At 75.8% G+C, this 13,320-nt stretch carries 16 protein-coding genes; 3 read left to right on the top strand and 13 right to left on the bottom strand.

The window, feature by feature from the left end; all coding sequences use genetic code 11:
- Positions 1–8 precede the first annotated feature (8 nt).
- From KSK32_RS29085 to KSK32_RS29045, 9 genes are all read right to left on the bottom strand, one after another.
- Entirely contained in the window at positions 9–764 is a 756-nt protein-coding gene (locus tag KSK32_RS29085) for a hypothetical protein (RefSeq protein ID WP_216934521.1), read from the bottom strand.
- Positions 764–1,711, bottom strand: a complete 948-nt coding sequence (locus tag KSK32_RS33645) for a hypothetical protein (RefSeq protein ID WP_254187228.1) — start codon at positions 1,709–1,711, stop codon at positions 764–766. Before KSK32_RS33645 ends, KSK32_RS29085 begins: the two co-directional genes overlap by 1 nt.
- 538 nt (positions 1,712–2,249) lie before the next feature.
- On the bottom strand, positions 2,250–2,732 hold the full coding sequence (locus KSK32_RS29075; RefSeq protein WP_013286679.1) for a phage tail protein: 483 nt from the start codon (positions 2,730–2,732) through the stop codon (positions 2,250–2,252).
- A 1-nt stretch (position 2,733) separates the two neighbouring features.
- Positions 2,734–4,044: a phage tail sheath subtilisin-like domain-containing protein gene (locus KSK32_RS29070; RefSeq protein ID WP_216934518.1), complete on the bottom strand. Its 1,311-nt coding sequence runs from the start codon at positions 4,042–4,044 to the stop codon at positions 2,734–2,736.
- Between the two features lie 17 nt (positions 4,045–4,061).
- The gene (locus tag KSK32_RS29065; RefSeq protein WP_216934515.1) at positions 4,062–4,742 is read right to left on the bottom strand and encodes a carboxypeptidase-like regulatory domain-containing protein; all 681 of its coding nucleotides are present in this window, start codon (positions 4,740–4,742) and stop codon (positions 4,062–4,064) included.
- Positions 4,739–5,347: a glycine zipper family protein gene (locus KSK32_RS29060; protein WP_216934514.1), complete on the bottom strand. Its 609-nt coding sequence runs from the start codon at positions 5,345–5,347 to the stop codon at positions 4,739–4,741. The genes KSK32_RS29065 and KSK32_RS29060 overlap by 4 nt, the downstream gene beginning before the upstream one ends.
- A 13-nt stretch (positions 5,348–5,360) precedes the next feature.
- The gene (locus tag KSK32_RS29055) at positions 5,361–5,705 is read right to left on the bottom strand and encodes a hypothetical protein (protein ID WP_216934512.1); all 345 of its coding nucleotides are present in this window, start codon (positions 5,703–5,705) and stop codon (positions 5,361–5,363) included.
- 134 nt (positions 5,706–5,839) lie between these two features.
- Positions 5,840–6,685, bottom strand: coding sequence for a DUF3153 domain-containing protein (locus KSK32_RS29050; RefSeq protein WP_254187227.1), 846 nt, complete (start codon positions 6,683–6,685; stop codon positions 5,840–5,842).
- 177 nt (positions 6,686–6,862) lie between these two features.
- Positions 6,863–8,017 carry an FAD-dependent monooxygenase gene (locus KSK32_RS29045; RefSeq protein WP_216934510.1) on the bottom strand — a complete coding sequence of 385 codons (1,155 nt, stop codon included), beginning with the start codon at positions 8,015–8,017 and terminating at the stop codon, positions 6,863–6,865.
- A 68-nt stretch (positions 8,018–8,085) separates the two neighbouring features.
- On the opposite strand from KSK32_RS29045, the gene KSK32_RS29040 reads away from it, so the two are divergent.
- Positions 8,086–8,709, top strand: a complete 624-nt coding sequence (locus KSK32_RS29040) for a TetR/AcrR family transcriptional regulator (RefSeq protein WP_289256418.1) — start codon at positions 8,086–8,088, stop codon at positions 8,707–8,709.
- A gap of 8 nt (positions 8,710–8,717) precedes the next feature.
- Here KSK32_RS29040 and KSK32_RS29035 read toward each other — a convergent pair whose 3' ends face one another.
- Entirely contained in the window at positions 8,718–9,191 is a 474-nt protein-coding gene (locus KSK32_RS29035; RefSeq protein WP_216934508.1) for a nitroreductase/quinone reductase family protein, read from the bottom strand.
- A 149-nt stretch (positions 9,192–9,340) separates the two neighbouring features.
- Positions 9,341–10,330 carry a LacI family DNA-binding transcriptional regulator gene (locus KSK32_RS29030; RefSeq protein WP_216934506.1) on the bottom strand — a complete coding sequence of 330 codons (990 nt, stop codon included), beginning with the start codon at positions 10,328–10,330 and terminating at the stop codon, positions 9,341–9,343.
- 118 nt (positions 10,331–10,448) lie between these two features.
- Here KSK32_RS29030 and KSK32_RS29025 point away from each other — a divergent pair, with 118 nt between their 5' ends.
- Complete coding sequence (locus KSK32_RS29025) at positions 10,449–11,708, top strand: MFS transporter (protein ID WP_216934504.1); 1,260 nt, start codon at positions 10,449–10,451, stop codon at positions 11,706–11,708.
- A gap of 88 nt (positions 11,709–11,796) precedes the next feature.
- Positions 11,797–12,129 carry a hypothetical protein gene (locus KSK32_RS29020; RefSeq protein WP_013476546.1) on the top strand — a complete coding sequence of 111 codons (333 nt, stop codon included), beginning with the start codon at positions 11,797–11,799 and terminating at the stop codon, positions 12,127–12,129.
- A gap of 9 nt (positions 12,130–12,138) precedes the next feature.
- Here the strand turns inward: KSK32_RS29020 and KSK32_RS29015 are convergent, their stop codons facing one another.
- Together KSK32_RS29015 and KSK32_RS29010 are read right to left on the bottom strand one after the other, a co-directional pair.
- Positions 12,139–12,501, bottom strand: a complete 363-nt coding sequence (locus tag KSK32_RS29015; protein ID WP_216934502.1) for a CrcB family protein — start codon at positions 12,499–12,501, stop codon at positions 12,139–12,141.
- 37 nt (positions 12,502–12,538) lie between these two features.
- On the bottom strand, positions 12,539–13,021 hold the full coding sequence (locus KSK32_RS29010; protein WP_216934500.1) for a CrcB family protein: 483 nt from the start codon (positions 13,019–13,021) through the stop codon (positions 12,539–12,541).
- Between the last annotated feature and the right edge of the window lie 299 nt (positions 13,022–13,320).

Here is a 13,320-nt window from a genome sequence, read left to right as displayed (position 1 = left end):
GTGGCGCGTCACGGGGTGCCTCCCGCGGTGACGGCGTCCGGGGTCGTGGCGGCGCCGGCCGGGGGGACGGCGAGCGCGGTGCCCGCGGGCACGGTGAGAGGGTCGGTGATCCGGTTGTGCTCGGCGAGCAGCCGCCAGCGCAGCGGCGAGCCCAGCGCGTCGTGGGCGAGCAGGTCGAAGCGCACCCCGGACCAGCCCGGCTCGGCCGCCCCGTCGGCCGCGGCGACCACCGCCGACCCGGGCGCGACAGCCGGCGTGCTCGCCGCGGCCAGTTCCTCCTCGAAACCGGCGCGCGCCGCCTCCGCGCCCTCCGCGACCCGGACCAGCTTCAGCCGCAGCCAGGACCGCCGGGGCGTGCCGGTGAGGGTGAACGCGTCGAACCGTTCCGCGATTGCGGTGATCACGCCGGGGACGTTCCAGGTCTTGCCCCAGACCAGGCGGACCAGCGGCGGGCGCAGCCAGCCGTGTTCGGCCGCCGAGTTCTCGGCCAGCATCCACAGTGGCCGGGTCAGTGCGCGGACGTCCTCGGGCCGGGCCGGGGACTCCACGAAGTCGATGTCGAAGAGCAGGTCGAGGACCAGCTCGGTGCGCCCGCCGCCGGTGAAGACGAGCGGGTCGTCGGCCAGCCCGGCGCCGGTGAGCGGCCCGTCCGGTCCGCCGCGCGGGCGTACCCCGGCCAGCCGGGTCACCTGCACTGTCTCCGGGTTGAGCAGGCAGTCGACCCGGGTGCCGGACTCGTCCACGAGGAAGGCGACGCGCTCCATCAGTCACCCGCCTGTTCCCGGTCCAGCCGGGCCGTGTCACCCCACGGCGTGGCCCGCGTCGCCGGGTTCCACCAGGCCGGTTCGCCCGGCAGCGCCGGCCACGGATCCCGGTGCGGCAGGCCGCCCCCGGCGGGTTGGTGCGGTGCGGGGTACGTCGTCCGGCCGGCGTCGTCCGGCAGGTCCGGCCACGGGCCGGGAGGCGTGGGCCGCTCGGGCCGCCGGCGCGCCGGACGTGCGCCGTCGAACGCCGGGCCGGACCCCTCCGGGTGCGGCGCGCAGGCGCGTTCCCGCTGACGGGTGGTGGGTTCGGCGAGCCCGAACCGGTCGCCTCCGGGCCCTTGTGGTGCGGCCGGCCCCGGTCGTGCGGCCGGCCCCGGTCGTGTGGCCGGCTCCGGTGGTGTGGCCGGCCCTGGTGGTGCGGTCGTTGGTGCTGCCTGTCGTGCGGCGGCGAAGACGAGCGGGAGGACGTCGCCGTGACCGGGCGGCGGGATCTTCCCGGCGGCCGCGTTCCGGTTCCGGCGTACCAGGTTAGGGAGCACGTCCACCCGATCCGCGCCGAGGGAGGTCCGCCGCTCGGGCGGTGACGGCCGGCCTGATTCGCGGGACGTCACGCCGGTCGTGCCCCGGCTTCCGGTGAGGTGGACGGGCCCGGCAGGGCGGGCGGGCTGGCCCGGGTCGGTGGGCCTGCCGTTGCCGTTGTTGCTGCTGCCGCTCGCGCCGCTCATGCCGTTCGCGCCGCTCAGGCCGCTCGAGCCGCTCGCGATGGCGGTGGCGGGCCTGGCGGCGCGGGTCACCGTCGGCCTGCGGGCCGAGGGCGCGCCGCCGCCGGCGTCAGCGGTGCGTGTGGTGCCGGTCGTACCGGTGGCGCTCGGTGATCCGGTCCCGTCCGAGTTGCTCGCCGTTCCGGTCAGCTCCGCCGGGCCGGCCGGATCACCCGGTTCCGTCACGTACCCGTCTGCGGGTCCACCCGCGAGTGACCCGGTGTCTAACGGCCGCGCAGCACTGTCCGAGAAGGAGCTCGTGCCCGCCGCCGGTGCGGAGGCCATCGCCCCGCCCGCTTCCCGGCCCGCACCCGCCCTTCCCGGCGACCGCACACCCCGCCCCGGCACCCCCTTTCCGTATTCCGAGAACCCCGTTCCACTTACCAGGATCTCCGGGAGATCTTGGTAGGAGGTGGCCCGTATGGGGGCCCTTTCGTACCAAGATCTCGAGGGCCCGGGGCTGGCGGCGGCGAGTCGGTTGATCAACCGTTGCGTCCACGCCGGCCACCAGCCCTTCGGGCGCCGCCCGACGGAGGGCGGGGGAGGGACGGGCGGCGGGGGAGCAGCGGAGGGCGGGGGAAGATCGCGCAGCAGCCCCGGGGCGTGCGCTGCCACCAGACGCCGCCAGTGTTCGGGCGGCTGACCGGGAGCGGGCGGCACGTCCTCCGCCGGGCCCGGTGCGGACAGGCGGTCGGCGGCGGCCCGCAGCGCGCGGGCCAGCCGGTCACGCGGTCGCCGGGGCGGCGGCACCGCCGGCCTCCAGTTCCAGGCCCTCGTACGCCAGGGTCAGCGCCTCGATGGCGATCTCCTGCGACAGGGTGTTCAGGTGCGCGCCCCGCCACCGGGTCGGCCAGGCGTTGATCATGTTCCAGCGCAGCACCTCGGCGGTGCCGGCCGGGTCCAGCAGCACCACCGACACGTTGCGCCGGTTGACAGTGCCCTTCGCCGCCGCGTTCACCCAGTCCCACAGCTCGCGTGAGCTGGTCAGGCCGAAGTGGAGGGTGACCGGGGCGTACTCGACCTGGCCGGGCACGGCCCGGATGCGCTCGTTGCCGGCCTCCCGGTACGACAGCGCCGGTATCGCCACCTCGAAGCCGCTGACCTCGGTGAAGTGCCCGTTGGTGATGCCGTTGATCAGCAGCTTGAAGTGGTACGCCCGGTACGGGTCGACGGGTGCTCCCGGCTGCGGCGTCGCGGTGGTGGGCATGTCAGCCTCCGATCGTCTCGGTCTCGGTGCCGCCGGCCCACTGGCTCAGCTTGAACACCACGAACTCGGCGGGCTTGACCACGGCGATGCCGATGTGGGCCACCACCATCCCGGCGTCGCGGACGTCGGCCGGGTTGGTCTCCTCGTCGCACTTGACGAAGAACGCCTCTTCGGGCGTACGACCGAGCAGCGCGCCGTCGCGCCACACCCGGGTGAGGAACGCCCCGATGTCGCGGCGGATCGAGCGCCACAGCGTGAAGTCGTTCGGCTCGAACACCATCCACCGCGTGCCGCCCGCGATGGCCTGCTCGATGGAGATGGACAGCCGGCGTACGTTCAGGTAGCGCCACTCGCTGGCCTCGGCGGCGAGCGTCCGGGCACCCCACAGCCGGATGCCCTCCCCGGCGAAGAAGCGGATCACGTTGACGCCCTTGGGGTTGAGCACGTCGTGCTCCGGCCGGGTCACCCGGTACGCGAGGTCGACCGCGCCGCGTACCGGCTCGTTCGCGGGCGCCTTGTGCACGCCGCGCAGCGCGTCGGTGCGGGCCCAGATGCCGGCCACGTGCCCGCTCGGCGGGGTGAGCACCAGGTCGCCGCTGAGCGGGTCGCGGACCCGGATCCACGGGAAGTAGAAGGTGGCGTAGTCCGACTGCCGGGGCCGGTCGCCGCCGGTGCCGGGCGGCTCGCCGTCGCCGTCGCCCGGCGTACCCTCGGCGGGCTTGCCGGACGACGCAGCCGAAGCGGACGACGCGGCCGAAGCGGACGACGCGGCCGAAGCGGACGACGCGGCCGAAGCGGACGACGCCGGCTTGGCGGGCTTGCCCGGCGTGGCGACCCGGGTGAGCCGGGAGACGTCGGTGACCTCCGGCGGCGGGTCGCAGATCGCCACCATGGTGCGCAGCCGCTCGGCCATGCTGATCAGGGCCTCGTGCGAGACCGGGTCGTGGTAGCCGGGCGCGGCCAGGATGGAGATCTCGTCGATGGCCTCCAGCAGTTCCAGGCCGGCGCGCCGCCCGCCGGTGCCGGTGAGCCGGCCGCCCTCGCCGACGTTGACCACCCAGCAGCGGGTGCCGCCGTTGTCCAGGAAGCCGAACACGGCGCGGGCCAGCGGGGTGCTCTCCAGCTGCTCGCCGTCGGCGTACAGCCGCAGGAACTCGGTCCAGCTGTTCACCGCCAGCGCCTCGCCGACGTGGGCGCCTCGGTCGGGCGCGACCCCGACGAACGCGGCGGTGCTCATGCCGACCGGCCCGATCGGGCGGGCCCCGCTGGGCACCTCCTCGACGTAGATGCCGGGGGAGAAGTAGGTGGGCATCGGTCCTCCTCGGGACGTCAGTCGGGGGCGCGGACGACGATCAGGCCGTCGCCTTCCGGGTCGAGCTCGGCGGTGTGGACGCGCCCCGCGCCGGTGAGCCGGATCCGCACCGGGGCGTCCGGCGCGTCGGGGTCGTGCGGGACGCCGGCCAGCCGGAACCGGCCGGCGGCGTCGGTCTCGGTGGCCTGGGCGGTGCCCACCAGTTCCACCCGGACGGCGGCGAGCGGCTGGTCCTGCGGTCCGATCACCCGCCCGTGGAGCGTGCGCATGCCGAGCTGCCGAAGCCGCAGCGGCTGCCGTACCGGCGGCGCGACCGGGGCCGGCCGCTCCACCCGGGCCGGCGCGTCGAGCAGCAGCGCGGGTCGGGGCGCCACGCCGAGTGCCCGCCACAGCGCCGGGTCGCCGGCGGCGAGCACCAGCTCCGGCCGGCCCGCCGTGGTGGCGGCGGCGAGCACCCGGTCCAGCGCGGGCAGCGCCGCCGGCCCGCCGCCCGCGACCAGCAGGCGGACCACGAACCGGTACGGCTCGCGCGTCGCGCCGCCGGTAGCGGTCTGCCGGGCCGGCCGCAGCTCCAGCGGCCAGAGCGTGAGGCCGCCGCCGGGGTCGTCGCGCGGCGGACCGACCGGTACGGGCTCACCCGCGGCTCCGGTCAGCCAGCTCGCGACGTCCGCGACGGCCGCCTCGATCGCGCCGGTCATCGCGGTGGCGTCCCCTGGATCCGGTACGCGATGGCCTCGTTCCACACGTGCGGGTAGACGCCGATCTCGAAGTAGCGGGTGAACCGGTTGATCGGCGCGTTGGTGTGGTCGTGCCAGAGCAGCCACACCGGGGCGACGGTGAACAGCACGTAGTTGAGCGCGACCAGCGGCAGGTAGAACGGGCCGAGCAGCCGGGCCTGGAACACGTGCACGTCCTCGTGCCGCTGGATGCCGGGGCTGGACCCGGCGCACACGGTGCCGATCGTGGTCGCGTACCGGGGGGAGACGCCCTCGACGACGTTGACCCGGCCGCTGCCGGCCGAGACGACCCGGTCGAGCTGGTGGCCGAAGACCAGGTGCAGCGCCAGGAACAGCGCCCCGGCGAACGTGTTGAGCAGGCTCCAGGTGTGGTCGACCACGAAGAGGAAGATCCCCTTCGGGCCGGCCCCGTACGTGCCGGCGGAGGCGGACGCCCAGCCGAACGGCGCGCCGAGGAGCAGTCCGACGACCGCGCCGACCAGCAGGCCGACGGTGCCGGCGGCGAGCTGTCCGAGCAGTGCGCCGAAGACGACCTGGACGGCCGCGCTGAGAATGCCGAAGATCATGGGGTCACCTCTCTCAGACCCAGGAGCGGACGAACCGGGGCTCGCGCCCCTGGGCGAGCTGGGTCGGCGACGCCTGCGTCGCCTGCCGGTTGCCAGGGGGGAGTTGGTTGACGCCGAGCGCGGCGGAGAAGATCACCAGTCCGTTGAAGAACGCGATGACCCACTTCTCCGGGCCGGCGTCGTCGGCGAACGCGGCGGTCAGGTACGACAGCAGGAGCGCGACGCCCAGCGCGATCCACTTCCGCGCCTTGTCGCCGCTCGGGCCGATCAGCCCGCCGATGACGTTGGTGGCGAGCAGGGTGGCGGCGCTGGCGCCGGTGAGGCTGCCCAGGGCGGCCCAGGTGAAGAGATCGTTCACGGCGATCCCCCTCTTTCCACGGTGCGGTGGTGCGGTCGGGGTGGGATGGTGCGGCGGAACCGGGGTGTCGGGCCCGGGTTCCGCCCGGTGTGCGGCGGGCCGCCGGCGCGGGCGCCGTCGGTGGTCGGTGGGTGTCAGGCCGGCGGGCCGGCGGGTGGTGCCGGTGCCGCCGGTGTGCCGGGCGCGGCCGGTCCCGTGGTGGCGGCAGGTGCCGGTCCGGCGGGCGCACCCGGGCCGGTGGTGGCCGTCGCGTCCGGGTCGCCGCGGGAGGCCCGGCGCCGCAGCAGGAGCACGATCGCCACGGCGACGACCAGCAGCAGGACGACCGCGCCGGCGACCACCGGCAGCCAGGGGAAGGAACCGTTCCCGGTCACCACGGCGGCCGGGCTGGTGGCGGGCGGCGGGGGCGCCTGGGCGACGGCGCGCAACTCGGCCGGCTTCGGCTGGTTGGCGACCACCTTCCAGCTGACCGAGCGTCCGGTGATCGTGCCGTTGGTGTCGAGCACCCGGCCGGGGAACGTCACGGATATCTCGAACGCCATCAAGGTCATGAAGGCCTGCTGCTGGCGCGGATCCTGCTGCCCGAACTTGCCGCCGTATTTCTTCGGGTCCAGCGGGAGCGAGAAGCGATAGAGATCGTCGTCGCGGACAAGATTCACGCTTTCGCTCGTGAATTGCGCCAGCGGCGTTTTCCGGTACGTGATCTGAATGCCGTACGAGGTGGCGTCCTCGTACCGGGTCTCCGCTCCGGGCGGAAGTGAGGGAATGTTCGGCCGCAGTTCGGCGAACGCCACCGCCGGGTCCGGGTTCCGCTGCTTGAGCACGGATTTCGGCGCGGTGAGCAGGAGCTGACCGGAGACGGTGTCGTCGTCGTTCACGGTCAGCCCGAGGTTGAGCTGCATGCAGCCGCTCAATGTCGCCACGAGGGCGAGACACACCGCGAGGCCGAATGCCCGGCTGCGGCGGAGTCTCGTATTCATGCGCTCAGTGTGAGCCGGTTCCGGCCGCCTGGCAGTCCGTGATCGGTCGCCGTTCTGTCGCCGATCTTACCGGCTCCCTCTCCCGTTCGGACGACCTCGAAAATGCGAGCGATCGATATTCTGAAGGATTGTCGCGACGCCGCTTCGCCAGGGTCCGGTGACGACCCGGGCGCCGGGTCAGCGCGGCGGCTGCCAGTCGGCGTGCCGGGCCATGCCGCGCAGCGCCGCCCTCGACGGGGTCAGCCGGATCGTCGTGTCGCGCAGGGCCACCGCCACCGGGTGGCGCAGTTGCTGGCCGTACCGGGCGGTGCGCAGGGCCGCGCGGGCGACGGCCTGACTGCGCGGCCGCCGCTGCCGGTCGTACGAGGCCAGCGCGCCGGCCAGGTCCGCCGTGCCGTTCGCGCAGACGGCGCCCAGCACCACGGCGTCCTCGATCGCCTGCCCCGCGCCCTGACCCAGGTGCGGCGTCATCGCGTGCGCGGCGTCGCCGAGCAGCGCCACCCGCCCCCGTATGTAGGTCGGTAGCGGGGTGTCCAGGTGCAGCAGGTCGGTCCGGAGAACCGCGTCGGGCGGCGTGGCCGCCAGCAAGGCCGGGATCGGCTCGTGCCAGTCGCCGAAGCGCTCCCGCACGGCGGCCAGTTCGTCCGGCTCGCGCCCGCCCGGCGGCGCGACGTCCGCCGCGTACCAGTAGAGCCGGCCGTCGCCGAGTGGAACGGTGCCGAACTCGCGGCCCGGTCCCCAGGTGACGGCCGTCGCCACCGGGGCGGGCCACGTGATCGCCGCCCGCCACGCCGTCGAGCCGGAGTACGCCGGCGGCGGCGCCGCCGGCCACAACCGGCGGCGCAGCGTGCTGTTCAACCCGTCCGCGCCGACGACCAGGTCCGCCGCGAGGACCTCGGTGGTGCCGTCGGTCCGGCAGGTCACCGACGGCGTGGTGGTGTCGGCGTCGACGACCTCGACGCCGGTGCGCAGCGCGCCGGGCGGCAGCGCGTCGCGCAGCAGGCGGTGCAGGGCGGTCCGGTGGATGCCGAGCGCCGCGGTGCCCAGGGCGTCCGCCAGGTCGGCGCCCTCGATCCGGGACAGCCATCGGCCGTCGCGGGTGCGGAGTCCGCCGGGCGTGTCGGGCCGGCCGTCGCGCCGCACGGCGTCGCCGAGGCCGAGCGCGTCGAGCCCGCGCAGCGCGTTGGCCATCAACGTCAGACCGGTGCCGAGTTCGCGCGGCCGTTCGGCGCGCTCCAGCACGGTGACGCGCCATCCGTGCCGGTGCAGCGCGACGGCCGCGGCCAGCCCACCGATGCCCGCGCCGACCACCGCCGCGTGTGGTACCCCCACCCCGCACCTCCTTCTACAGCTGTAGAAAAGCGATACTACGCCGGTACGGCGCGGTTGAGGAGAGTGACGTGAGCGCACGAACGGCCCGGGTGGAGTTGCTCGCCGACGCGGCGGTGCGCCTGCTCGCCGCCGGCGGCATGCGCGCGCTGACCCATCGGGCGGTCGACGCCGCCGCCGGGGTGCCGCCCGGCACCACCTCGGCCTACCTGCGTACCCGGCAGGCGCTGATCGAGGCGGTGGTGCAGCGCCTGGCCGACCTCGACCGGGCGGACCTCGCCGACCACGACCTGCCCACCGCCCCGACCGGGCCCGCGCCGGCGCTCGGGCCGGACGGGCTCGACCACCTCGCCGCCGGGGTGGCCGACGTGCTCGACCGGTGGCTGACCGCGGGACGCGACCGGGCCCTGGCCCGCTACGCCTGCCTGCTGGAGGCGACCCACCGGCCGGAACTGCGCGCGATCCTGCACCACGGCAGCGTCCTCCGCGTCCAGGCCCGGGAACTGCTGTCCCGGGCGGGGGCCGCGGACCCGCACCGGCAGGGCGACCAGTTCGTGGCGTTCGTCGACGGGCTGCTCTTCGACCGCCTGGTCGGCGCGGGCGCGCTCAGCGCGCCACCGCCCGGCACCCCGGCGAGCCGGGACGACCTCCGGGCGGCCGTCCGCACCCTGCTGCGCGCGTTCACCGGAGCGTGAGCCGGTCGTCACCGCGCCGAGGGCTCCACCGCGACGATCCGGAAGACCGGGATGCCGGCGGCCACCCGGGCGAAGTCGGCGAGCGGGGCGTGCCGGTCCACCGGGGCGTGCGCCCGGGCGCCGGGGGCGAGCGCGAGGTGACGGCGCAGGATCGGCGGTCGCCGCGCCACCGGCACCTCGATCAGCCGCACCGGCTCGCGGCCGCGACGGCGCAGCACCACCCGCCCGCCCGCGGCGCGCACGTTCGCCACCCAGTTGGCCCGCTCGCCCAGCATCGACACCACGTAGCGCTCGCCGTCGTGGTCGGCTACCACGATCGGCACCGAGACGGTCCGGCCGGTACGGCGGCCCGGCACCTCCATGGTCATCCAGTGCCGCGGCGCGAGGCCGGCGCCGTACTGCCAGGCCGACAGCGCGTTCAGCGTCCGGGCCAGCCGGTTCGGCCGGCCGCCCCGGTACATCCACGTCATGACTCCGCCCATCGAACCCCTCCCTCTCCCGTGTCCATTTGACGGACGGGCGGGCGGCGGCGGCCAGGGCCGACCGGCCCGAACACGTCCACCGCAGCGTGAACCACCGCGCGCCGCGCCACCGGCCGGGCCGCAGGACGGGGCCGGGCACCGACCGGCGCTCAGGCGCTCTCCCGGGTCACGAGCGTCGACGGGAACGCGGTGCTCGGGGCGACCGGCGCGCGGGTCAGCACGGCCGTGGCCGCCGCGGCGGCGATCCGGTCGACCGGGTGGGTCGCGGTGGTCAGCGGCGGGCTGCTGATCGCCGCGTACGGCAGGTCGTCGAAGCCGGCCACCGCCACGTCGTGCGGCACCCGCACGCCGCGCCCGCGCAGCGCGGCGATCACCCCGAACGCGGTGGCGTCGCTGGCCGCGTAGACCGCGTCGGCGTCCGGCCACCGGCGCAGCGCCTCCAGCGCCGCCCGGCCGCCCCGTGCCGTGGTGAAGTCGCCGGTGACCAGCCGCTCCGGCGACCCCGACTCCCGCATCAACTCCCGGTACGCGGTGACCGAACGCTCGGCGCAGCTCAGCCAGCGCGGCCCGGTGACCATGACGATCCGGCGCCGGCCGGTGGCGTACAGGTGACGCAGCACCTCGCCCGCGCCACCGGCGTTGTCGACGTCGAACGACGGCACCGTCGCCGAGCCCTGACCGATCGAGACGACCCGGCCGCGCAGCCTCGGCGGCACCGCGTCCAGCGCCGCCTGGGTGGTGTTGACCAGGATCACCCCGCAGACGCCCCGGTCCGTGCCGAGCCGGGTCAGCCCCGACGGGTCGGCCAGTGGCAGCCACTCCAGTGCCACGCCGACGCCGTGCGGCGCGCACACCCGCGACGCCGCGCTCACCACCCGGTGCACGTACGGGTCGTCCAGCACCGTGTCGTCGCGGCCCACCACCGCCACCACCAGGCGTACCCCGCCGCCGCGCACCAGCGCCCGGGCCGCGAGGTCCGGCACGTAGTCGAGGCGTTCGGCGGCGGCGCGCACCCGGGCGCGGGCGTCCGCCGAGGTGAACCCGTAGCCGCCGAGAACCCGGGAGGCGGTGGCCCGGGACACCCCGGCGTCGCGGGCCACGTCGTCGAGCGTGGCGGGACGTGCGGTCGGCGTACCCATGTCCGCATCATGCCTGCTCCGGTGCGAACGGGCTAAGCCATAACGGCGCTTGTGGTGGAAGCGCTCTCAGGTGTGCGATCGTCGTCGGGAACCAGACGGGGGAAGGGAACGCCGCACCGTGAGCAGGACCATCGACGCGCCGGCCGGGAAGCGGCCATCGGCGCCCCGGGCGGTGCTGACCGCCCGCAACGGCGTCGCCGTCGTCTTCGCCCTCAACGGGCTCGCGGTGGCGAGCTGGTTCTCCCGCGTTCCGGCGGCCCGCGAGGCGCTCGACCTCAGCCCGAGCCGGCTCGGGCTCCTGCTGCTCTGCGTGTCGGCGGGCTCGCTGCTGGCCATGCCGACCGCCGGCCTGGTCACGCAGCGGCTCGGTCCCGCGCGCACGGTCGCCGTGTCGGTGGTGCTCGTCACGCTCGGCCTGACCGGCACCGGCCTCGCCGCCAGCCTGGCCGGATCGGTGGTCGGCGTCGGCCTCGGGCTCGCCGCGTTCGGCTTCGGCTCCGGCATGTGCGACGTGGCGATGAACGTCGAGGGCGCGACGGTGGAGAAGCGGCTCGGCTACACCATCCTGCCGCGGTTCCACGCCGCCTGGAGTCTCGGCTCGGTGGCCGGAGCCGGGCTGGGCGCCGGTGCGGCCCGGCTGGACGTACCCGTCGGGGTGCACCTGCCGGTCCTGTCCGTGCTGGTCCTGGCCGGCACGCTGCTCGGCGCCCGGGCGTTCCTCGCCGCACCCGCCGACGCGGCCGGCGACGGGGAGCCCGCGGCCCGGCGACGGGCGCTGCTGGCCGCCTGGCGCGAGCCCCGTACGCTGCTGATCGGGCTGCTCGTGCTGGTCATGGCGTTCACCGAGGGCAGCGCCAACGACTGGCTCGCGGTGGCGTTCGTGGACGGGTACGGGGTCGACGAGGCCGTCGGCGCCGCCGTGTTCGGCGTGTTCGTGGTGGGCATGACGCTCGGCCGCACCGTCGGCACCGTCGCCATCGACAGGTGGGGGCGGGTGCCGGTGCTGTACGCGACCATCGCGACGGCGTCCGCCGGCGCCGCGCTCGCCGTGCTGGCCGGCTCCGGCCCGCTCGCCGTGGCCGGCGTCGCCCTGTGGGGACTCGGCGCCTCGCTCGGCTTCCCGGTCGGGATGAGCGCCGCCGCCGACGACGAGGACAAGGCCCCGGCCCGGGTGAGCGTGGTCGCCGTGATCGGTTACACCGCCTTCCTCGCCGGCCCGCCGCTGCTCGGCTTCCTCGGCGACCACTTCGGGGTACTGTCCGCGCTCGGCGTGGTGCCGCTGCTCCTGCTGCCCACGCTCGCGCTGGTGCCGGTGCTGCGGGAACGCCCCGCCGCGCCGGGCCCGCCGGCCGGCGCCCCGGCGGCGAAGGTCGGCTGAAGCCGGTCCAGCCGACTCCCACCGCGCTCCCAGCCGCCTGCCAGGCGGGCGTGCTGCACTGGAGCGAACGCGAGGAGAGGAGGCGGGCATGGGCTGGTTCAGCCGCCGGGCCGCCGACCCGACGACGCCCACGAAGCTCGACCGCGAGGCGAACAAGGAGGACCTGGCGCAGCTGGAGGCGTTCGTCACCAGCCGGCGCGGGGTCGAGTTCTACCTGGAACCGGAGACCACCGCCACCGACACCACAGTCGTCGCCATCGCGGACGACGGAGAGTGGATCCGCCGCCGTACCGGCTCGCCCCGGGTCGCCGGCCGGATCGCCCAGAAGCACGCGGTGCCGCTGTACGAGGCGGCCCGCACCGGCTACCCGGAGCGGATGCGGGCGTGGAACCGGGCCCACCCGGAGCGCCGGGCCCGCTGACCGGCGCGGTCAGCCGGTCAGCGCGGTGACGAGGACGTAGCCGAGGAACGCCGCGCCGAGCCCCGCGACCACACTGAGCGCCATGTTCGCGTACGCGGCGCGGCGCTCGCCGGTGCGAGCCAGGCGCAGCGTCTCGTAGCTGAGCGTGGACCAGGTGGTCAGCGCGCCGCAGAAGCCGGTGCCGGCCAGCGCGGTCACGGCCGGGCCGACGGGCGCCGCGAGCAGGCCGCCGAGCAGCAGCGACCCGGCCACGTTGACGGTCAGCGTGCCCCACGGGAACGGCGAGGCGTGCCGGGACTGCACCGCCCGGTCGGTCAGGTAGCGCAGCGGAGCGCCGATCGCGGCGCCGAGCGCGATCAGCAGGACCGTCATCGGTCCGCCCCGGTCCGGGCGGGCAGCAGCAGGACGGTCACCGTCGCCTCCCGTCCCGGGCGGCCAGCAGCCGGGCGGTCATCGTGTCCCCGGCCGCGACCGCCGCCAGCGCGCCGAGCACCGTCGCGGCCAGGTAGACGCCCGCCGTACCGGCCGCCCCGTCGGTCAGCAGCCGCTGCGCGTCGACCGCGTACGCGGAGAACGTGGTGAACCCGCCGAGCACGCCGACGCCGAGGAACGGCCGGGTCAGCGGGTGGGCCGGGCGGGCGGCGAGCACCGCCGTCAGCACCCCGATGAGCAGGCAGCCGGTGACGTTGACGGCGAACGTGGCCCAGGGGAAGCCGCCAGGCTGGTGCGGCATCGCCGCCTGGGCGCCGGCCCGCGCGAGCGCGCCGAGCACGCCACCGGCGGCGATCACGCCGAGCACCGCCGCCGGGTGCGCGGACAGTTCCGCCCGGTCCGCCGGTACGCGCAGGTCGACGTCCGGATCGACGCGGGGATCGGACACGGCACCTCCCACCAGGACTCGTCACTGGCAGGGACCGTTGGCGACGTCGCGGTTCTCCCGGCACCCGCCGGAACGGCGGGCCCCACCGCCACCGCGAGCATAACCCCCTCGCCCCGCCCCGCCCTCCCGCCCCGCACGGCACCCGCGATCTTGCAGGTTCTGCCCCGGCAGTCCGGACATCCGGGACACCCGAGGGGCGGCAAGTGCAAGATCGCGGAGGAGAGAGCGGGGGAGAGCGGGGGAGAGGGCGGGGCGGGCGTACGGTGGGCGGCAGCGCCCGGCGCGGCGGCGTCGGGCCACTCCCGTGCCAG

The sequence above is a fragment of the Micromonospora sp. WMMB482 genome, assembly GCF_019038635.1.
In the GTDB taxonomy this organism is placed as follows: Bacteria; Actinomycetota; Actinomycetes; order Mycobacteriales; family Micromonosporaceae; genus Micromonospora; species Micromonospora marina.
The sequence above is the reverse complement of the archived record's forward strand: the minus strand, read 5'-3'. Positions and strand labels throughout refer to the sequence as shown.

Excerpts from the sequence above, each read along its gene's own strand:
- KSK32_RS29085 (WP_216934521.1), bottom strand. The coding sequence starts at position 764 with ATGGAGCGCGTCGCCTTCCTCGTGGACGAGTCCGGCACCCGGGTCGAC.
- KSK32_RS29075 (WP_013286679.1), bottom strand. The coding sequence starts at position 2,732 with ATGCCCACCACCGCGACGCCGCAGCCGGGAGCACCCGTCGACCCGTAC.
- KSK32_RS29070 (WP_216934518.1), bottom strand. The coding sequence starts at position 4,044 with ATGCCCACCTACTTCTCCCCCGGCATCTACGTCGAGGAGGTGCCCAGC.
- KSK32_RS29065 (WP_216934515.1), bottom strand. The coding sequence starts at position 4,742 with ATGACCGGCGCGATCGAGGCGGCCGTCGCGGACGTCGCGAGCTGGCTG.
- KSK32_RS29060 (WP_216934514.1), bottom strand. The coding sequence starts at position 5,347 with ATGATCTTCGGCATTCTCAGCGCGGCCGTCCAGGTCGTCTTCGGCGCA.
- KSK32_RS29050 (WP_254187227.1), bottom strand. The coding sequence starts at position 6,685 with ATGAATACGAGACTCCGCCGCAGCCGGGCATTCGGCCTCGCGGTGTGT.
- KSK32_RS29035 (WP_216934508.1), bottom strand. The coding sequence starts at position 9,191 with ATGGGCGGAGTCATGACGTGGATGTACCGGGGCGGCCGGCCGAACCGG.
- KSK32_RS29030 (WP_216934506.1), bottom strand. The coding sequence starts at position 10,330 with ATGGGTACGCCGACCGCACGTCCCGCCACGCTCGACGACGTGGCCCGC.
- KSK32_RS29020 (WP_013476546.1), top strand. The coding sequence starts at position 11,797 with ATGGGCTGGTTCAGCCGCCGGGCCGCCGACCCGACGACGCCCACGAAG.
- KSK32_RS29015 (WP_216934502.1), bottom strand. The coding sequence starts at position 12,501 with ATGACGGTCCTGCTGATCGCGCTCGGCGCCGCGATCGGCGCTCCGCTG.